At 62.8% G+C, this 17740-nt stretch carries 19 protein-coding genes; 18 read left to right on the top strand and 1 reads right to left on the bottom strand.

The features are described from left to right. Positions 1 to 2166, top strand: coding sequence for a type IV conjugative transfer system coupling protein TraD (gene traD / locus MRS60_RS07910; protein ID WP_243565546.1), 2166 nt, complete (start codon positions 1 to 3; stop codon positions 2164 to 2166). Further along, positions 2163 to 2912: a TIGR03747 family integrating conjugative element membrane protein gene (locus tag MRS60_RS07905; protein ID WP_243565545.1), complete on the top strand. Its 750-nt coding sequence runs from the start codon at positions 2163 to 2165 to the stop codon at positions 2910 to 2912. The genes traD and MRS60_RS07905 overlap by 4 nt, the downstream gene beginning before the upstream one ends. Positions 2913 to 2950: 38 nt before the next feature. Here the strand turns inward: MRS60_RS07905 and MRS60_RS07900 are convergent, their stop codons facing one another. Next, the gene (locus MRS60_RS07900) at positions 2951 to 3166 is read right to left on the bottom strand and encodes a carbon storage regulator (protein ID WP_243565544.1); all 216 of its coding nucleotides are present in this window, start codon (positions 3164 to 3166) and stop codon (positions 2951 to 2953) included. Positions 3167 to 3489: 323 nt separating this feature from the next. On the opposite strand from MRS60_RS07900, the gene MRS60_RS07895 reads away from it, so the two are divergent. The 16 genes from MRS60_RS07895 to MRS60_RS07820 all read left to right on the top strand — a co-directional run bounded on the left by MRS60_RS07895 (position 3490) and on the right by MRS60_RS07820 (position 17603). After that, a complete protein-coding gene (locus MRS60_RS07895) occupies positions 3490 to 3834 on the top strand; it encodes an RAQPRD family integrative conjugative element protein (RefSeq protein ID WP_243565543.1) in 345 nt (114 codons plus the stop codon). Beyond that, entirely contained in the window at positions 3831 to 4064 is a 234-nt protein-coding gene (locus tag MRS60_RS07890; RefSeq protein ID WP_243565542.1) for a TIGR03758 family integrating conjugative element protein, read from the top strand. The genes MRS60_RS07895 and MRS60_RS07890 overlap by 4 nt, the downstream gene beginning before the upstream one ends. An 18-nt stretch (positions 4065 to 4082) precedes the next feature. Further along, complete coding sequence (locus tag MRS60_RS07885; RefSeq protein WP_243565541.1) at positions 4083 to 4439, top strand: TIGR03745 family integrating conjugative element membrane protein; 357 nt, start codon at positions 4083 to 4085, stop codon at positions 4437 to 4439. Continuing rightward, positions 4439 to 4831 carry a TIGR03750 family conjugal transfer protein gene (locus MRS60_RS07880; RefSeq protein ID WP_243565540.1) on the top strand — a complete coding sequence of 131 codons (393 nt, stop codon included), beginning with the start codon at positions 4439 to 4441 and terminating at the stop codon, positions 4829 to 4831. Before MRS60_RS07885 ends, MRS60_RS07880 begins: the two co-directional genes overlap by 1 nt. Continuing rightward, a complete protein-coding gene (locus tag MRS60_RS07875) occupies positions 4828 to 5508 on the top strand; it encodes a PFL_4703 family integrating conjugative element protein (RefSeq protein WP_243565539.1) in 681 nt (226 codons plus the stop codon). The genes MRS60_RS07880 and MRS60_RS07875 overlap by 4 nt, the downstream gene beginning before the upstream one ends. Beyond that, positions 5505 to 6386 carry a TIGR03749 family integrating conjugative element protein gene (locus MRS60_RS07870; protein WP_243565538.1) on the top strand — a complete coding sequence of 294 codons (882 nt, stop codon included), beginning with the start codon at positions 5505 to 5507 and terminating at the stop codon, positions 6384 to 6386. The genes MRS60_RS07875 and MRS60_RS07870 overlap by 4 nt, the downstream gene beginning before the upstream one ends. Beyond that, on the top strand, positions 6376 to 7827 hold the full coding sequence (locus MRS60_RS07865) for a TIGR03752 family integrating conjugative element protein (RefSeq protein WP_243565537.1): 1452 nt from the start codon (positions 6376 to 6378) through the stop codon (positions 7825 to 7827). The genes MRS60_RS07870 and MRS60_RS07865 overlap by 11 nt, the downstream gene beginning before the upstream one ends. Further along, complete coding sequence (locus MRS60_RS07860; RefSeq protein WP_243565536.1) at positions 7808 to 8233, top strand: TIGR03751 family conjugal transfer lipoprotein; 426 nt, start codon at positions 7808 to 7810, stop codon at positions 8231 to 8233. The genes MRS60_RS07865 and MRS60_RS07860 overlap by 20 nt, the downstream gene beginning before the upstream one ends. Continuing rightward, positions 8233 to 11106: a conjugative transfer ATPase gene (locus MRS60_RS07855; protein ID WP_243565535.1), complete on the top strand. Its 2874-nt coding sequence runs from the start codon at positions 8233 to 8235 to the stop codon at positions 11104 to 11106. Before MRS60_RS07860 ends, MRS60_RS07855 begins: the two co-directional genes overlap by 1 nt. An 11-nt stretch (positions 11107 to 11117) precedes the next feature. Next, positions 11118 to 11855, top strand: a complete 738-nt coding sequence (locus tag MRS60_RS07850; protein ID WP_243565534.1) for a DsbA family protein — start codon at positions 11118 to 11120, stop codon at positions 11853 to 11855. 164 nt (positions 11856 to 12019) lie between these two features. Further along, positions 12020 to 12514 carry a JAB domain-containing protein gene (locus MRS60_RS07845; RefSeq protein ID WP_243565533.1) on the top strand — a complete coding sequence of 165 codons (495 nt, stop codon included), beginning with the start codon at positions 12020 to 12022 and terminating at the stop codon, positions 12512 to 12514. 303 nt (positions 12515 to 12817) lie between these two features. Beyond that, on the top strand, positions 12818 to 13705 hold the full coding sequence (locus MRS60_RS07840) for a UPF0489 family protein (RefSeq protein ID WP_243565532.1): 888 nt from the start codon (positions 12818 to 12820) through the stop codon (positions 13703 to 13705). Between the two features lie 23 nt (positions 13706 to 13728). Next, on the top strand, positions 13729 to 15207 hold the full coding sequence (locus MRS60_RS07835) for an AlbA family DNA-binding domain-containing protein (RefSeq protein WP_243565531.1): 1479 nt from the start codon (positions 13729 to 13731) through the stop codon (positions 15205 to 15207). A 351-nt stretch (positions 15208 to 15558) separates the two neighbouring features. After that, positions 15559 to 15765, top strand: coding sequence for a hypothetical protein (locus MRS60_RS07830; RefSeq protein WP_243565530.1), 207 nt, complete (start codon positions 15559 to 15561; stop codon positions 15763 to 15765). 50 nt (positions 15766 to 15815) lie between these two features. After that, the gene (locus MRS60_RS07825; RefSeq protein ID WP_243565529.1) at positions 15816 to 16526 is read left to right on the top strand and encodes a hypothetical protein; all 711 of its coding nucleotides are present in this window, start codon (positions 15816 to 15818) and stop codon (positions 16524 to 16526) included. Between the two features lie 117 nt (positions 16527 to 16643). Next, a complete protein-coding gene (locus MRS60_RS07820) occupies positions 16644 to 17603 on the top strand; it encodes a hypothetical protein (protein ID WP_243565528.1) in 960 nt (319 codons plus the stop codon). Positions 17604 to 17740: the final 137 nt, after the last annotated feature.

Below are 17740 nucleotides of genomic sequence, written 5' to 3'. Positions count from 1 at the left end.
ATGGCACAGGCGTATGCAGTCGAGGTGCTGCTGCGCCCCGCGGTCGAGTTCTACACCGTCACGGTCTGTACGGTCGCGGCATCTCTTTGCCTGTTTGCGCCCTGGTCGTTCGCGCTGAGCCCAACGCTCGGCATCGGCAGCGCCGTGGCTTTTGCCACCTTCGGTGCCGTCCGCATGCATCAGGCGTGGAGCATCCTGCGCTACCGCCGCCACATTCGCCGGCTGCCTCGCTACACCATGAGCAGCCGGCAGGTGCCCGTCAGCCAGCAGCGCCTCTTCCTGGGCAAGGGGTTTCGCTGGGAGCAACGGCACACGCACCGGCTGATGCAGACCTATCGGCCGGAGTTCCGCCGCTACGTCGAGCCCACGACGACCTACCGCCTGGCCCGCCGGCTGGAACAGCGGCTGGAGTTCGCTCCGTTTCCGCTATCGCAGTTGGCTCGCGTCACGGCGTGGGACAGCGTGCTCAACCCCTTACGCCCCCTGCCACCGGTCGGCGGCTTGCCGCGGCTGCACGGCATCGAGCCCAACGAGGCCGACGTGACCTTGCCGCTGGGCGAGCGGGTCGGCCATACCCTCGTGCTCGGAACCACACGCGTCGGCAAAACGCGCCTCGCTGAGCTGCTGATCACCCAGGATATCCGGCGCAAGGTCGACGGCCAGTATGAGGTGGTCATCGTCTTCGATCCGAAGGGCGATGCCGATCTGCTCAAGCGCATGTACGTCGAAGCCAAGCGCGCGGGACGCGAAGGCGAGTTCTATGTATTCCATCTCGGCTGGCCCGACATTTCTGCGCGCTACAACGCGGTGGGTCGCTTCGGCCGCATTTCCGAGGTCGCCACGCGCATCGCCGGCCAGCTCTCCAGCGAAGGAAACAGCGCGGCGTTCAAGGAGTTCGCCTGGCGCTTCGTCAACATCATCGCGCGCGCCCTGGTCGCCTTGGGGCAGCGCCCCGACTACCTGCTGATCCAGCGCCACGTCGTCAACATCGATGCCCTCTTCATCGAGTACGCCCAGCATTTCTTTGCAGCGCATGAGCCGAAGGCGTGGGAGATCATCGTCCAGCTCGAAGGCCGGCTCAACGACAAGAACATCCCGCGCCACATGGTGGGACGAGAAAAGCGCGTGGTGGCGCTCGAGCAGTATTTGACGCAAGTGCGGGTGTATGACCCGGTGCTCGACGGTCTGCGTAGCGCGGTGCGCTATGACCGGACCTACTTCGACAAGATCGTCGCCAGTCTCCTGCCGCTCCTGGAAAAGCTCACCACGGGGAAAACGGCGCAGCTCCTGGCACCCAACTACGCCGACCTCGACGATCCCCGGCCGATCTTCGACTGGATGCAGATCATCCGTAAGCGCGCCATCGTCTACGTCGGGCTGGATGCCCTGTCCGACGCCGAGGTCGCCGCGGCCGTGGGCAATTCGATGTTCTCCGACCTGGTGTCCGTGGCCGGCCACCTCTACAAATTCGGCGTGGACGACGGCCTGCCCGGCATCGCCGAAGGCATCAAGGTGCCGATCAACCTGCACGCGGACGAATTCAACGAGCTGATGGGTGACGAGTTCATCCCACTGGTCAACAAGGGCGGCGGTGCCGGCGTGCAGGTCACGGCCTATACACAGACCTTGAGCGACATCGAGGCGCGCATCGGCAACCGCGCCAAGGCCGGTCAGGTCGTCGGCAACTTCAACAACCTGCTGATGTTGCGCGTTAGAGAGACCTCCACCGCCGAACTGTTGACCAAACAACTGCCGAAAGTGGAAGTGCACGCCACCTCGATCATGAGCGGCACCACCGACAGTTCGGACCCGCGCGGCCACACCGCTTTCACCAGCAATACCCAAGACCGGATCACCAGCGCCAGCGTACCGCTGATCGAGCCCGCCCATATCGTGGCGCTGCCCAAGGGCCAGTGCTTTGCGCTGATTGAAGGCGGCAATCTGTGGAAGATCCGCATGCCATTGCCAACCCCGGATCTCGATGAGGTCATGCCGAAGGACCTGCAGGCCATGGCGGCGGACATGCGCCGGCGCTACACCGAAGCCGGTGATTGGTGGTCCAACAACGCACCTGCCGAGCCGCATGACGACCGGCTGCCCGCCGACCTGCTTGAGGATCTCGCACGCCCGGCAAGCGCCGCCGATGACGACGAAGCGCGGCCATGAGCGATCCCGCGGCAACCGCCCAAAAACAGCAGGCCCAGCAGCAGAGTCTGCTGGCGAGCGTGGTCACGCTGCCGTTTCGATTCGTCGGTGTCTTGATCGGCTCACTGCTCCTGAGCATCGTGATCGAGTGCGTGTGCATGGCCCTGTTCTGGCCGGAGCTGGGCTGGCATCACGCGCGAGACATGCTGAACCACGAGCTGGCGCAGCTATCGGACCACTTCGTCCGCAGCGCCCTCGTCGAACAACCGGGACGCACCGCCCACAAACTGGTCTCTCTCGCATATCGGTGGGTGTTCGTCGAAACCGGGCTGGCCGACAGTATCCGCGACGCCTCCGCCCAAGCGCGCGCAGGCGGCACTCGATCGACCCATGACTTTCGCTACTACATGGGCCGCGTCTACGTGCACCTGGAAAGCTACCTGATCGCGTCGGCCTACACCGTCCTGGTGTTCCTCGTTCGCCTGCTGGTGCTTTGCCTGAGCCTGCCACTGTTCCTCCTGGCCGCCTTCGTTGGCCTGGTCGATGGCCTCGTCAGGCGCGACCTGCGGCGTTTCAGCGCCGGGAGGGAATCGGGCTTTATCTACCACCGCGCCCGCGCCAGCCTGATGCCGCTCGCGGTGTTGCCCTGGGTCGTCTACCTGGCGCTTCCGGTCAGCGCGCACCCCTTGCTCGTGCTGCTACCTTGCGCGGTCGTACTCGGTCTCGCGGTCGACATTGCGGCGGGGAGCTTCAAGAAATACCTGTGACCCTTCGAGCGCTGCAAGCGCCCTGTCGAGAACCGCTGTCAGTCGCCGTCGTCGTCCAGTTCGGTTCGCAGGATGGTCACGCACCGCGGCGCCCGAATGCCGAGCTTCACCTGCCCGCCCTTCACGGCGACCACTTCGAGCAGGATACCGTGCGTTCGCAACTGGTGCTTCAACTCGTCGGCATCGACCTCCGATCGAGCCCATAGCCGGATCTTCTCTCCTGCCGTACGCGTCAATAGCAAGCGACCCATCATTGCGTCATCTCCATGCTGATGTGCGAACCGTGACATCCATCTACCGTAGCCCGCATCTTCCCGATCCACGTTGATCCGTTGCGACGGCAAGGTGCCCTTGCACCATGCACGGAATCGAACGCAGGCGACATAGCGTCACTGCATTTTCAGAGAGTTCTTACCTTCGCTGACGGTATGGCACGTCCCTTCCGCCACGACACACTTCGCCTTCGCGCAGCGCGCCGATGGCATAAACCGGGTAGCTCGGCGTGCCCATTGTTTGCGGCGCCGCGCGCCGTTGCGCCTGAACCTTTCGCCATTCCCATCGACCCGGAATCGCGAACATGCCGCTTTCCCGCCACCACCTTTGGCTACCTGCACTGGTGCTGGCCTGCATCTCGCCGCTGGCGAATGCCGGCGAGGCCGAGCTGCGCGCCGAGCTGGCGGTGATGACGCGCCAGCTTGAGGGCCTGGAGCGCCAGGCCGAGCGCGGCGCTGCGCTTGCCACGGCCAGTTTCGCCTCGAACCACAGCCGCTACCACTTCGATTTCATACGCCTGCGCGAAGACGTGCGGCGCATTCGCGGCGGGGTTGAGGACTACCTGACCCCGGTGCGCGCCCAGCCGCGCGACCCGATCGAGCTGCACGGAGATTACCGCCAGGACACCGCCAGCAAGGTGGCGCCATGACGGCCGACCAAATCGCTGCGTTCAAGGCCAATGGCGGGATCAATCCAGGCGATCTCTCCACCCTGCTGCTCGGCCTTCTGTTCGCCGTGCTTCTGCTCTGGGGCGTGTGGGCGATGCGTACCGCCTACGTCGGCTGGAGCGAGCAGCAGCTCAATCAGCGTCAATTCCTCGCGGTGGTCGTGCGCTTTGTCGTGATCTACCTCGTGCTGACGTATTTCCTTCTGTCGTAGTTCAACAAGGGCGTGGTTATGAAGTTCAAACACTCAATCTTCATCTCTCAGGCAGCGATCGCACTCGCCCTGGTGGGCATGCCGCTTCCCGCATTTTCTGGACCGGGCTTGCCGAAGATGGAAGACCCGACGCGCGGCCAAGGCAACGGCATCCTGCAGACCCTGCAGAACTATGGCTATGACATCGTGATGCTGGTCGCCCTGATCGTGATCGCGGCGATGTTTCTCGGTGTCTGCTACCACGCCTACACCCGGTACTCGGAAATCCATACCGGCCGCGCCACCTGGGGGCAATTCGGCCTGTCGGTGGCGGTGGGCGCCATGCTGCTGGTGATCGGTATCTGGCTGCTGACCAAGGCCACGGGCGTGCTCTGATGAGTATGGCTAACGATCAGGACGGCACGGTGGTGTTTCTCCCGCACCGTCTGAATCGCCAGCCGGTGGTCGTGCGCGGCCTCACGGCGGACGAGTTGTGGATCTGCGCCGGCCTGTCCGCTGGCGCAGGTTTCCTGCTCGGGATACCGCTGGCCTGGCTGGCTTCCAGCATCGCCCTGGTGCCGACACTGATCGTCGCAGGAATCGCCGCCGGTGTGTTCATCGGCGGCGGCCTTCTGCGGCGGCTCAAGCGCGGCCGCCCCGAGACCTGGCTGCATCGACAGTTGCAGTGGCGCCTTGCCTTGCGTTTCCCAGCCGTGGCGGCACGGCTGGGAGGACGACTCCTGATCACCCGCTCGGGCTACTGGACTACGCATCGAGGTCAGCGATGAGCCGCTTCAAGAATGAAGTCGCGCATCTAAGCGCCCACGTGAAGACACTGCGCATCGGTGCCTGCGCACTGTTCGTCCTGCTGCTTGTGCTGAGCGCAGGCTGGTGGCGCGCCCCGCGCGACCTGACCATCCACGTACCGCCTGACCTGCGCTCCGGCAGCACGCGAAAATGGTGGGAAGTGCCGCCGGAGAGCGTCTACGCCTTCACCTACTACATCTTCCAGCAGATGCACCGCTGGCCGACCGACGGCGAACAAGACTACGCCCGCAATCTCCATGCGCTTTCAGCCTACCTGACACCCGCGTGTCGCGCCTACCTGCAGCAGGACTTCGAATCGCGCCGCACGGCAGGCGAGCTGCGCCAGCGGGTACGCGGCGTCTATGAAATCCCTGGCCGCGGCTACGGCGACGACCCGAGCGAGCGCGTCAAGGTGATGTCGGACCGTGACTGGATCGTCACGCTGGACCTCAACGCCGACGAGTACTACGGCGCGGAGCCGGTCAAGCGCGCGCAGGTGCGCTACTCGCTGAAAGTCGTGCGCTACGACCAGGACCCGGAGCGCAACCCATTCGGCCTGGCGCTCGACTGCTACAGCCAGCCGCCGCAGCGCATTTCGATGCCGGTCACCGACGAGACCTCCGCCAAGACGACGCCCCTTGAAGGAGCCACGCCATGAAGCGCCTGCTCGTCCTCCTCGCGATCGGCCTGCCGCTGACCGCGCAGGCCGTCGAGATCTTGCGCTGGGAGCGCATGCCACTGGCGGTGCCGCTGCGGGTGAACCAGGAGCGCGTCGTGTTTATCGATCGCAACGTGCGCGTCGGCGTACCGGCCGAACTGGACGGCAAGCTGCGTGTGCAGAGCGCAGGCGGCGCCATTTATCTGCGCGCCAACGACGTCATCGAACCGTCGCGGCTGCAGTTGCAAGACGCCGACACCGGCGCGCTGATCCTGCTCGACATTGCCGCCACACCAGCGCGCAAGGATCAGCCGGCGCTGGAGCCGGTGCGAATTGTCGAAGGCGACAGCACGCCCAAGCGCTATGGCGCTACCGGTAAATCGCCGGGCGGCGAAGAGGCGGACACCGCAGAAGCGACCGAGCGCCGCACGCGAGAATCTCCCGTGCCGGTGGTGCTGACTCGCTATGCCGCGCAAAACCTGTTTGCCCCGCTGCGTACCATCGAATCGGTGGAAGGCATCGGTCGCGCCCATGTACGGCGTGACTTGCCGTTGGGTTCGCTGCTGCCGTCATTGCCCGTGCAGCCGCACGCACTCGCGGCCTGGCAACTGGACGGTTTCTGGGTCACCGCCGTGCGTCTGCGCAATGCCTCGCGAACCACGCTGCCGCTGGACCCGCGTGCACTGCAAGGCGACTTCGTCGCAGCGACTTTCCAGCACCCCGACCTAGGCCCCGCCGGGCACGCCAGCGACACCACAGTGGTGTACCTAGTGACCCGCGGCCACGGCCTGGCCGAGTCGCTACTGCCTGCGATCAGCCCATTCGATACGGCACTCAACCTGCCGACGCCTACGGCGGGAGGCCACGATGAAAAGTAACCGCCTCTTGAAGTGGCTGGTCGTGCCCGTGGTGCTGCTGGTGCTGATCGTCGGCGTCAAGCTGTTCGGCGGGCGCGATCGCGGCGGCAACGTGATCGACAACGGCCCGCGCCTGACCCCCGACGAAATGAAGGCCCTGGGTATTGAGGGCGACACCCCACGCGACACCGTCGCCACCCTAGTGGGCCAAGTCAAGCAACTACGCACGGAACTGCAGAGCGCCGTGGGCGACACCAAGCAGCAGCAAGAAGAAAACGAGCGCCTGCGGCAACGCGAGGCGTCGATCGACCAACGCATCCAGGGTGCGCTCAGTGACGAACGCCAGCGCCTACAGGATGAGCGCTCGGCGCTCGACAGCGACAAGAACCAGACGGCAGGCGCGCTGCAGGAGATGCAACAACGGCTCGAAAACCTCTCCAGGCATGGCGGTGGGCAGGCGGATCTGCCGGTTGGCCTGGGCCTGGAAAGCGGCGACGGCAAAACCTTCAGCAGCGGCATGCGCTGGGTCGAACCCAACGATGCGCGTCCCGCTGAAGGCTCGGCCGGACAAAGTTCGAGCAGCAAGGCGTCGACCTTCCCAACCCGTTTCGCACCGGCGCAAACGGCGCTGGAGCAACCCGGCGAAAGCATTCGGCACCGCGACCGCGATCTGGACAAGGAGCGCCGGCTCAAGCCGATCTATACCGTGCCGTCGAACTCGACACTCATGGGTTCGATCGCCATGACCGCATTGATTGGCCGGGTCCCCGTGGACGGAACGGTCAACGACCCGTTCCCGTTCAAAGTGTTGATCGGCCCGGACAACCTCACCGCGAATGGCATCGACCTGCCCGATGTGGCAGGCGCCGTTCTCAGCGGCACGGCCTCGGGCGACTGGACGCTGTCGTGCGTGCGGGGAAACGTCCGTTCGATGACCTTCGTCTTCAAGGACGGGACGGTACGCACCGTCCCTGGCACCAACAGGAACGACCGTGACGAAGACGACAGCGGAAACACGCAGAGCGCCAGCGGCGTCGCCACCGACAGCAGTCTGGGCTGGATCAGCGATCCGCATGGCATTCCCTGCGTCAGTGGAGAACGGCGCAGCAACGCCCAGCAATACCTCGGCACCCAAGCACTGATCACCGCGGCGGGTGCGGCCGCCGCATCGCTGATCAAATCGGATAACGGCAGCGTCGCCGTGGTCTCCGGTAACAACGGGCAGCTCGGCACCGTGGGCATCTCCGGCAACGAAGCCATGGGCCGCATTCTCGCCGGTGGCGTGCAAGACATGTCGCAGTGGGTGAACAAGCTCTACGGGCAGGCGTTCGCCGCCGTCTATGTCCAGCCCGGCGCGAAGGTCGCCGTGCACCTCGAACGTTCCATCAACATCGACTACGACCCGAAGGGACGGCGCGTCGACTACCGCACCGGAGGCACGCATGCGCCCGATCTGGACTAACCGCCTTGGCCTGCTGGTGTCAGTTGCGTTGCTTGCCGGCTGCGCCACCACCAAGGAGAAGCTGTTGCCGCACAACGGCAACAGCATGCTCGACGTGTGGAACCAGGAAAGCGGTGGCAGCGGCGCCGGCGGCCAGGCAGCGCGCCAGTTGTTTGACGCCCGGCAACAGTTGCGTCGCCCGCTTTCCGAATCGGGCGCGGCCATCGACGGCAGCGCTTACACCCGCACCGCGCAGAACGAGATCTACCGGCAGTTCCACCGGCTGCCGAACCCGGACTTGGTCATGTACGTCTTCCCGCATCTGGCCGGCACCGATCCAGTACCGGTGCCCGGCTACACCACGGTGTTCCCGCTGTACCAGCGCGTGCAATACGCCTTGCCCGGAGAGCGGGTGGAGGACTACTGATGGCCTGGCCCCTGGCTCGCAAGCACTCGATCTCTGCCTCCCCCGCCCCGGCTGCCCCTGACGCCTGGTCGCGTCACACAACCACGTTGGCCGAGAGCGGCGTCGCCGCGCCGGGCTCGACGGCCACAAACAAGCGCAAGCGCGCCACCCTGGCCGACGAACAAGCGCTCTACGATGTCGCCCCATCGTTCGTCGACATGTTGCCGTGGGTCGAGTATCTGCCGGACTCGAACAGTCTGCTGCTCGAGGATGGCGTATCAGTCGCCGCGTTCTTCGAACTCACCCCCGTGGGCACCGAGGGTCGTGAACTGCACTGGCTAGCCCGGGTGCGCGACAGCTTGGAAAACGCCTTGCAGGACAGCTTCGACGAACTGGATGAGAACCCGTGGGTCGTCCAACTGTATGCCCAGGATGAAACCGACTGGGACAGTTATCTCGCCACGCTGCACGGCTACATCCAACCGCGCGCGCAGGGCACCGCCTTCAGCGACTTCTACGAACGCTTCTTCGCCCATCATCTGCACGCTATCTCCACGCCAGGCGGGTTGTTCGAAGACAGCACCGTCACTCGCCTGCCCTGGCGCGGCCAGCAACGCCGCGTGCGCATGGTGGTCTATCGCCGCGCGCCGGCTGTCACGTCGCGGCGTGGGCAGTCACCCGAACACGCCCTGACCGTCATCTGCGAACGGCTGTTGGGTGGCCTGTCCAATGCCGGTGTCCGCTGCCGGCGTCTGGCAGCGGCAGACGTGCACGACTGGTTGCTGCGCTGGTTCAACCCCCACCCCACGGCGCTCGGCCCCTCGGCGGCCGCCCGCGAGCGCTTCTATGCGTTGGCAGCCTACCCGGAGGAAGCCGAACCCGGTGAGATCGAACTGGCCAGCGGCACGGAGTTCGCGCAGCGCCTGTTCTTCGGCCAGCCGCACTCCGACGTCGAGAACGGCGTGTGGCGCTTCGACGGCATGCCGCACCGGGTCATGACCGTGGACCGGCTGCGCATGCCGCCTGGCATCGGACACCTGACCGGCGAGACACGCAAAGGCGGTGATGCCGTCAATGCCCTGTTCGACCAGATGCCAGAAGACACGGTGATGTGCCTGACCCTGGTCGCCACGCCGCAGGACGTGCTCGAAGCCCATTTGAACCATCTGAGCAAGAAGGCCGTCGGCGACACCCTGGCCTCGGAGCAGGCGCGCGAGGATGTGCAAGAGGCACGCAGCATCATCGGCAGTTCGCACAAGCTTTACCGCGGCGCGCTGGCGTTCTACCTGCGCGGGCGTGACCTGAGCGAGCTCGACGCGCGCGGCCTGCAACTGGCAAACGTGATGCTCAATGCCGGGCTACAACCGGTGCGCGAAGAAGACGAGGTGGCGCCGCTGAATAGCTACCTGCGCTGGCTGCCGTGCATGTTCGACCCGGCGAAAGACAAACGCCTGTGGTACACGCAGTTGATGTTCGCCCAACACGCAGCGAACCTCGCTCCGGTCTGGGGACGCAGCCAGGGCACCGGGCATCCCGGCATCACGATGTTCAACCGCGGTGGTGGCGTCATCACGTTCGACCCGTTGAACCGGCTCGACCGGCAAATGAACGCGCACCTGTTCCTGTTCGGCCCAACCGGCTCAGGCAAGAGCGCCACACTCAACAACATTCTCAACCAGGTCACTGCCGTGTACCGGCCGCGATTATTCATCGTCGAGGCCGGCAACTCGTTCGGCCTGTACGGCGATTTCGCGGCACGCCTGAAGCTGACCGTACACCGGGTCAAGCTGTCGCCGGGCTCCGGCGTCAGCCTCGCACCATTTGCCGACGCCAGGCGCCTCGTCGACACGCCCGGCAAGGTACAGACGCTGGATGCCGATGCTCTGGACGAAGCAGTCGACGCAACGGCTGCGGACGCTGAAGGCGACGAACAACGCGATGTGCTGGGCGAACTGGAGATCACCGCGCGCCTGATGATCACCGGTGGTGAAGAGCGTGAAGAAGCGCGCATGACACGCGCCGACCGCAGCCTGATTCGCCAGTGCATTCTCGACGCAGCCAAGCGCTGCGTGGCCGACAAGCGCACCGTACTGACGCGCGACGTGCGTGATGCGCTGCGCGAGCGAGGCCACGACGCTTCGCTACCCGAATCGCGGCGCACGCGGCTGCTGGAAATGGCCGACGCGATGGACATGTTCACCCAGGGCGTGGACGGCGAGATGTTTGACCGGCCCGGCACCCCGTGGCCCGAGGTCGACATCACCATTGTCGACCTCGCCACCTTCGCGCGTGAAGGCTACGGCGCCCAGCTCTCGATCGCCTACATCAGCCTTATCAACACCGTGAACAACATTGCCGAGCGCGACCAGTTCCTCGGCCGGCCGATCATCAACGTCACCGATGAAGGGCACATCATCACCAAGAACCCGCTGCTGTCGCCCTACATCGTGAAAATCACCAAGATGTGGCGCAAGCTCGGCGCGTGGTTCTGGCTGGCGACGCAAAACCTGGACGACCTGCCGAAGGCCGCCGAGCCCATGCTCAACATGATCGAGTGGTGGATCTGCCTGAGCATGCCGCCGGACGAAGTCGAGAAGATCGCCCGGTTCCGTGAGTTGAATGCGTCGCAGAAAGCCCTGATGTTATCGGCGCGCAAGGAAGCCGGCAAGTTCACCGAGGGCGTCATCCTGTCGAAATCCATGGAGGTGTTGTTTCGCGCCGTACCGCCGAGCTTGTACCTGGCCATGGCGATGACGGAACCGGAAGAAAAAGCCGAACGCTTCCGCCTGATGCAGCAGCACGGCATCAGTGAGCTCGACGCGGCGTTCATGGTGGCCGAGCGAATCGACCGCGCGCGCGGCATCGAGCCACTGGCGCTCGACCTGGCCAGCTGATCGAGGACACCATGAAGCGCAACCCGCCGCTTTCCCGCCCCCTCCGGCTGCTGATCGTGTGGACGCTCGTCGCCCTGATGGTGCTCGCTCTCTGGTGGCTGCGCCCGTCACGCGCGCCCGCGCCGCCGGGCGCGCCCCCCTCGCCCCCCGCAGCGGAGACGACCTCCGGTCCGCCCTGGCGCTACGGAAACGCCGAGGCGCGCTTCACACTGGTGCTGTTCGCCGACCTGGAGTGCGATCACTGCCGCACCTACTTTCCCCGGCTCATGCAGTGGGTTGATGCGCATCCCGACGTCATGTTGCAGTGGCATCACCGCCCCTTGCCACTCCACGAACCGGCCGCGACGAAGGAGGCTCGACTCGCCGAATGCCTCGGCAAGGTCAACGGTGCGGCGGCCTTCTGGAATGCCATCGCCTGGATCTACCTGCACACGCGCGGCAATGGCCAGGGCCTGCCGGACAATACGCCACCGCCAGGGATGACCCCGGCCGTGCGCCACTGCGTCAACGACGAAGCGTCCGCCGCCGCGGTGCGCAGCCAGGCAGAGGACGCGGTACACGCCGGCATCAACGCCACGCCAACACTGCACTTGACCGATCGCGAAACCGGCGGCTCGACCCTCCTGCAAGGCGCCGTCGAGGGCGACGTGCTGCTCTCCGCCTTGGACTGGCTTGCCGGCGCGTCGCCACATCCATTGGACACGCCACACACCGAGATGCCTGCTGACGATGTCGGCATGCCTAGGTAGCCACGGTCTTCAAGGCTACGGCGCGACTCCGTCTCGCTGACCCACCCGTTCGCTTCGCATCCCCACGGCGAACAGCCGGATCAACAGAACCGGTGGATGCCGATCGTCCCCGCCCAAAGGGCCTCGTCCCTTACGGGCGAGCCCTCCGCACCCAGGAGGAAGTCATGGATCAGACCTATGCCGACTTGCCGGCAATCCCCATCGCATCACGCTTCACCGTGAAAGAGCAGAACCTCATCCAACGAGCCATCAAGGTACTGGAGAGCCGGTTGTTTCAACGAGATGCCGTTCTCAACGGCGTCGACGACGTGCGACAGTACGTGCGCTTGAAGCTGGGAACCAACGTCAACGAAGCCTTCGCCATCCTCTGTCTCGATAACGCCCACCGGGTGATCTGCTTCGAAACGCTGTTCAAGGGCACCATCGACCAAGCAGCCGTCTACCCTCGCGTCATCCTCCAGCGCGCGCTGGCGAACAACGCCGCGGCCGTCATCCTGGTGCACAACCATCCGTCCGGACGAACCGACCCCAGTGCGGCCGATCGCACCATCACCGCGCAGATCACGAGTGCCCTAAGCTCGATCGGCATCCCCGTGCTCGATCACTTCATCGTCGGCCAAGGCGAGCCGTATTCCTTTGCCCAGGCCGGCCTGCTGTAACTCTTCGGGCGCTCCTCGCGAGCGCCTGTCTTTCTTCCACCCCACGCCGCGCGGGCACACCAGCGCGGACAACTACAGCACGGCCGAGGGACTGCGCTTGCAAGCGCGCGAGCTCGCAGGTCGGTTGGTCGATCCATATTGGCGCACTTTTCGTCAACGCCATTGCATCGCGATCATCAGGGGCCCTCGGGCTCAAGTCTATTGAGCCGCTTGAGCGTACAATTCTCTACACTTTCGACGCGCCCCTGGCGGCCACGTCTCGCTGTGCGCCGGGCCTCTACATCCACCAACCCCAGCGACATCATGGACCAGCTTTATGAAAAGCTCGCCATCGGCGGCAAGGACGTTTACATCGTCGAAGCGCACCACTTTGTCTTGATGCCATGGGCACACATTCGTCGCGGTCTTGAAACTGCTCCCACCCTGATCACCCTGGATCATCACACCGACACGGTGGATGCATTCCGCGGGCATCGATATCGAGCGACGAAGGGCGACAGTGATCGATCGAACGCAATGCTGCCGGAATTGATTGCAAGCATTGACTGGAAGGACGATAAATCATTGCTCAAAGCGGTGAGTATGCTTCGACATGACGAGCACATTCACACCGCTTTCTTGGCAGGCATCATCTCCTGCGCGTTCGCAATCAATCTATCCGATCAGCTGCCTTCGGTCGAGGAGGACGCTTTCAGCGAAGCCACTTCGCGTCGATTCAATCAGTTGCTTGCCAGAATGGCGCCTGAGCCGATGCCGGATCGCCCGACACCTCCGTTCAATTACGCTCGTAGAGATGATGGCATGTTTACCATCAGTGCCGATTGCGCCATTGGTTGCGACAATGTCCCTCACGACGATGAATGTGTGGTTGTTCGCGCCGGCCAGGTGCTCGAGTCGCTCTACTTGGATCACGAGCTTGCCACGGCCAACAGGATGGCAACCTGCATGGGTCTCGCGAGTGTGGAAGCGGAACCGTACATCCTCGACATCGATCTCGATTACTTTCACTCCGAAAAAGCCATCACTCCAGCCGACGCGTCAACCTTCCACCGACTGGTGCGTAACGCGATAGCAGTCACCGTCGCATTGGAACCGGAATGCGTGGAGGAACTCCGTTGTGACGACTCTAAGGTGACCGCGCCCTGGCTTCTTGAGCGCCTCAAAGAACACATCGATGCCGCTATGAAGTGAGCATGCACGGTGCGGGAGTCGCGATGACACGCCTGCGTTCCGCGCCGATCAAGACAGCGGCTAATCTAGCGCAGTCGCATTCAACCATAACGAATGAGGGGGTGGCGATGTCGGATATGGAATATTCTCGGGTCAAGGCACTCGTCGAGCGGCCGGGCGAAAGCCTTGCCGTTGAAATCAAGACGTGGATCGACCTGAACTCCGTGCAAGGTCAGGCGAAACTCGTCCGAACCACGCTTGCGTTGCGCAATTTTGACGGTGGCTTCTTCTTGATCGGCTTCGACGACAAGTCATTGCTCCCGGATATGCAGAACGTCCCGTTAGACGTAAAGAAGGAGTTCCACCCCGACAAGATCTGCGCGCTCGTTGCCCGATTTGCCTCGGAGCCGTTCGAAGTCGCGGTCGAATTCGTGGAGAGAGACAACGTACTGTTCCCTGTCATCGTGATTCCACCCGGGATCCGGACGCCGGTTGCCGCCAAGTCCGACCTGCTAATAGACGATACGAAAATCGTGACGGCGGGAGACGTGTACATTCGGACGCTGAATGCCAACCGACGGCCCAGCAGTGCCAAGGCGCACTGGAAAGACTGGCCTTCGCTCGTCGACATCTGCTTCAACAATCGCGAAGCTGACATCGGACGCTTTGTACGACGCCACTTGTCCGGCCTGTCCACGGAGAATTTGAAGCGCATCCTCGGCGCGATAGACGAAGACAACCCCGAACACCCACCGGAGCCTCATCGGTTGCAGAAGCTTTTGGACCAGGGCAGGCATCGATTCTCGGAAGTCGTTGCCAACCGATCATTGACCCTGCCGCAGACCGGGTATTGGGAGGTGGCGATGTTCCTCGAAGGTCCGATTCCTCCGCAAGATTTCGGCAAATTCATTAACCTGTTGAGTTCGTGTAACCCAGAATACAGTGGCTGGCCCGTATGGCTCGTCAGCAGCAACTTTGCGAACGAAGCGGATCGTCCACATGTATTCAATGAGGGATGGGAGGCGCTCATCGCCCTTCCCAGCGGTAGGCATACCGACTTCGTGCAATTTGATCCGAAGGGCAATTTCTACCACCTGCGCGCCCTATTTGACGACTTGTCGCTGACCGATCGGAGTCCAACGCCGGGAACCGGATTGGACTTCGCCCTTCCTGTTCTGGACAGCGCAGAAGCCATCGCCGTCGGACTTGCGTTTGCCAAAGCGATGGGATGTGCGGAGGACAACTGCACGCTTGAGTTCGCCTTTAGATGGTCCGGGCTGCGAGATCGCGAGCTAAATTCATGGACCTATCCTGGACGCTATATCTCGCCGGGGAGGAAGGCGTACCAAGACGAGATAACGCTGTACCAGTCTGTTCCCCTCAGCACACCGCCGTCAGCAATCGGTGGACTGTTGACTTCGATGTTGTCGCCGCTATATGCACTGTTTAACGGCTTCGTACTCGGCCCGCAGACCATCGAAGAGCTGTCGGCGCAACTCGTGGAGCGCAGAGCGTCGATCTGATTGATGCGACGATCGCACATGCACTGCCCGCTCTACCATCACCTTGCCCGCGACCTGCCTGCACTTCAAACCGCGACGCGTCTTCCACCAGACACGTCCAATAGCGGCGCCATTGGTATCCGCTTGCAGTGGCCGGAAGAAATCAGGTAGTTCGCCACAACGTCATCTTCGACGCCAGATTCCGCAATGTACCCACGCTCGACGGACGGTGGAAGCGACAAGGAAAGCTTGAATGCAGTTTCTGCAACTGCATTCAAGGATCGAAAGACGATAGCTGCGCAACTGATCGTGATTGCTAGCCGATATCGTCGACAATATCGGAACATCTACCTACGCATAGGAGCACCGCAGATGATCGGATACGTTGAACTGGTCGTGGACGACCAAACCTACGCAGCCGAATACCACGTCGTCGATGGCCTGATGACGGTGTACACCGACGCCGGCGGCGCCAAGTCGACCGGCGTCAACGGCATGAACGAACAGAACCTTGCGCGCCTTTTGCTGGGCCACCTGGTACGCGAGGGCAAGGCTTCTGCACGCCCATCACAAGATTGAGCGGGTCCAGCCACCGCGCCAGTACACGTGGTGATTACACCGGATTCTCTATGAGCGACGATCACGCACCTCCCCTTCCCACTCATCTTCGGCACATCTTGCGCAAGCTTGGCGCAGCGCTCGTTCCGGAGTTCCAACGGTGGTTCCTGGAAGAGTTCAAGATGCTCAGCAACCACGCAAGCATGATGGACGAGCACATTCGGGATCAGCAACGCCGTTACGATGAGTCTTTCCAAGACGCCATCAAAGATCTCGACGAGGAAGACAAGGCCCTCTACGCGGACTACAAGCTGGAAGAATCCGAGTTCATCGCCCGCCTTCCGAGACTGCAGTGGCACAGTCAGTTCCTGTTCGTCTATGCGACGTTCGAGCACGCCATGAATCATATCTGCGACATCGCTCAGAAACGGCTATCGCTACCCATTTCCGTTCGCGATTTTGATAAGCACGGAGCAGGAGTGGAACGGGCAGTGAAGTATCTGCGTAAGGTTGCTGACATCGCGATTGAGACCGGTGGCTCGGACTGGCAACGCATCAAATTGCTGAACATGCTTCGCAACAAGATCACGCATGCCGACGGCACCTTCGAGAAAGGCAGTAGCGAGATTGCTCAGCTAGCGAAGGTAGCGGGAATCACCCTGACGCACGACGACGATAGCGTGCAATGCGAACTCTCCGCGGACTTCGTACGCGATGCGGTTGCCAGGATGCACAAATTCTTATTGAATATCGCCCGCTTCCAGCATCCCAAGCTGATGTAGTCTGTGCACTTGCTCCGATTCCGCACGCCGCGCAGTGCAGGCACTATCGAGCGTCGTTCACCCTGGAAACCAGGCTCCGAGTACGGGGTCGCCTCCATGCCGCGAGGGCCAACGCCCGTGGATACGATACTCAAGAACGCCATTGTTTCGATACAGATTGGGGTCGAGGACTACCTGTCCGGCGACGAGCGTCGAGGCCTTTCAGCCGTACGCAATCTGACGGCTGGCATGTTGCTGTTGTTCAAAGAAAGACTGCGCCGTCTCTCCCCCCCGGACTCGGACGAAGTGCTGATTAAACAAACTATTCGACCCGTGCACAGACCGGACGGCAGCCTCGGCTTCCAGGGAAAAGGCAAGAAGACCGTTGATGTTTGGGACATCAAGGAGCGATTCAAATCACTCGGCGTGGCCGCGGACTTTGTTCGAGTCGACGAAGTGATAAGCCTTCGCAACGACATCGAGCACTACCGGACGAGCACCACCTCCCAAGGCATTCGCGAGGTATTGGCGAAGTCGTTCATTGTCATCCGCGACTTCATAGCTACCGAACTTGACGAAGATCCAGCCGAACTACTTGGCGGCCAAACCTGGACCACGCTCCTCGAAGAAAACGATGTCTACGAACGCGAACTCGCTGCATGTCGCGCAGCGATGGATCAAGTCGACTGGCAATCGCCGGAGGGTGAGCGCGTTGCCGGCCACATTCGCTGCCGCCATTGCGGGTCCGAGCTCGTGAAGCCGGATGAGCCTGACGTCAAATATCTCGAACAGCTCGTCTTCCGATGCGCATCCTGCGGGCAGGACTCTGACTTCGACGACGTCATCGAGGCGGCGGTCGACGACTGCTATTTCGCGGACAGCTATATCGCCATGACCGATGGCGGTGATCAGCCGGTGGGCACCTGCCCCGATTGCACCAAGGAAACGTTCATCGTGGAGGAAGGGCGTTGTATCGCATGCGGTGGGAAGCTGGAATTCACCCGCTGCATATTGTGCGGGGAGGCGCTCGGTCCGGATGACCAAGACAACAATGGACTGTGCAGCTACCACGCGTGGCAAGCCGACCGGGATGATTGATCGCCCTCACCTATGCCTTAGTTGCATGGCTCGTTTGCACACGAACCCGCGACAAGGGCGACCCCGTGTTCTGCATTGAATAAGTCTCGACAGCAAAAATCCGGTCAGTGGCCATTTCCTATTCCTTGTCGTCAACG

Origin of the sequence: Burkholderia pyrrocinia (genome assembly GCF_022809715.1) — a bacterium.
Lineage (GTDB): Bacteria > Pseudomonadota > Gammaproteobacteria > Burkholderiales > Burkholderiaceae > Burkholderia > Burkholderia pyrrocinia_C.
This window is presented reverse-complemented; position numbering and strand designations above follow the sequence as displayed.

Bases quoted from the DNA above. Each gene is read 5' to 3' on its own strand.
- traD (WP_243565546.1), top strand. From the start codon at position 1: ATGGCACAGGCGTATGCAGTCGAGGTGCTGCTGCGCCCCGCGGTCGAG.
- MRS60_RS07905 (WP_243565545.1), top strand. From the start codon at position 2,163: ATGAGCGATCCCGCGGCAACCGCCCAAAAACAGCAGGCCCAGCAGCAG.
- MRS60_RS07900 (WP_243565544.1), bottom strand. From the start codon at position 3,166: ATGATGGGTCGCTTGCTATTGACGCGTACGGCAGGAGAGAAGATCCGG.
- MRS60_RS07895 (WP_243565543.1), top strand. From the start codon at position 3,490: ATGCCGCTTTCCCGCCACCACCTTTGGCTACCTGCACTGGTGCTGGCC.
- MRS60_RS07890 (WP_243565542.1), top strand. From the start codon at position 3,831: ATGACGGCCGACCAAATCGCTGCGTTCAAGGCCAATGGCGGGATCAAT.
- MRS60_RS07885 (WP_243565541.1), top strand. From the start codon at position 4,083: ATGAAGTTCAAACACTCAATCTTCATCTCTCAGGCAGCGATCGCACTC.
- MRS60_RS07880 (WP_243565540.1), top strand. From the start codon at position 4,439: ATGAGTATGGCTAACGATCAGGACGGCACGGTGGTGTTTCTCCCGCAC.
- MRS60_RS07875 (WP_243565539.1), top strand. From the start codon at position 4,828: ATGAGCCGCTTCAAGAATGAAGTCGCGCATCTAAGCGCCCACGTGAAG.
- MRS60_RS07870 (WP_243565538.1), top strand. From the start codon at position 5,505: ATGAAGCGCCTGCTCGTCCTCCTCGCGATCGGCCTGCCGCTGACCGCG.
- MRS60_RS07865 (WP_243565537.1), top strand. From the start codon at position 6,376: ATGAAAAGTAACCGCCTCTTGAAGTGGCTGGTCGTGCCCGTGGTGCTG.
- MRS60_RS07860 (WP_243565536.1), top strand. From the start codon at position 7,808: ATGCGCCCGATCTGGACTAACCGCCTTGGCCTGCTGGTGTCAGTTGCG.
- MRS60_RS07855 (WP_243565535.1), top strand. From the start codon at position 8,233: ATGGCCTGGCCCCTGGCTCGCAAGCACTCGATCTCTGCCTCCCCCGCC.
- MRS60_RS07850 (WP_243565534.1), top strand. From the start codon at position 11,118: ATGAAGCGCAACCCGCCGCTTTCCCGCCCCCTCCGGCTGCTGATCGTG.
- MRS60_RS07845 (WP_243565533.1), top strand. From the start codon at position 12,020: ATGGATCAGACCTATGCCGACTTGCCGGCAATCCCCATCGCATCACGC.
- MRS60_RS07840 (WP_243565532.1), top strand. From the start codon at position 12,818: ATGGACCAGCTTTATGAAAAGCTCGCCATCGGCGGCAAGGACGTTTAC.
- MRS60_RS07835 (WP_243565531.1), top strand. From the start codon at position 13,729: ATGACACGCCTGCGTTCCGCGCCGATCAAGACAGCGGCTAATCTAGCG.
- MRS60_RS07830 (WP_243565530.1), top strand. From the start codon at position 15,559: ATGATCGGATACGTTGAACTGGTCGTGGACGACCAAACCTACGCAGCC.
- MRS60_RS07825 (WP_243565529.1), top strand. From the start codon at position 15,816: ATGAGCGACGATCACGCACCTCCCCTTCCCACTCATCTTCGGCACATC.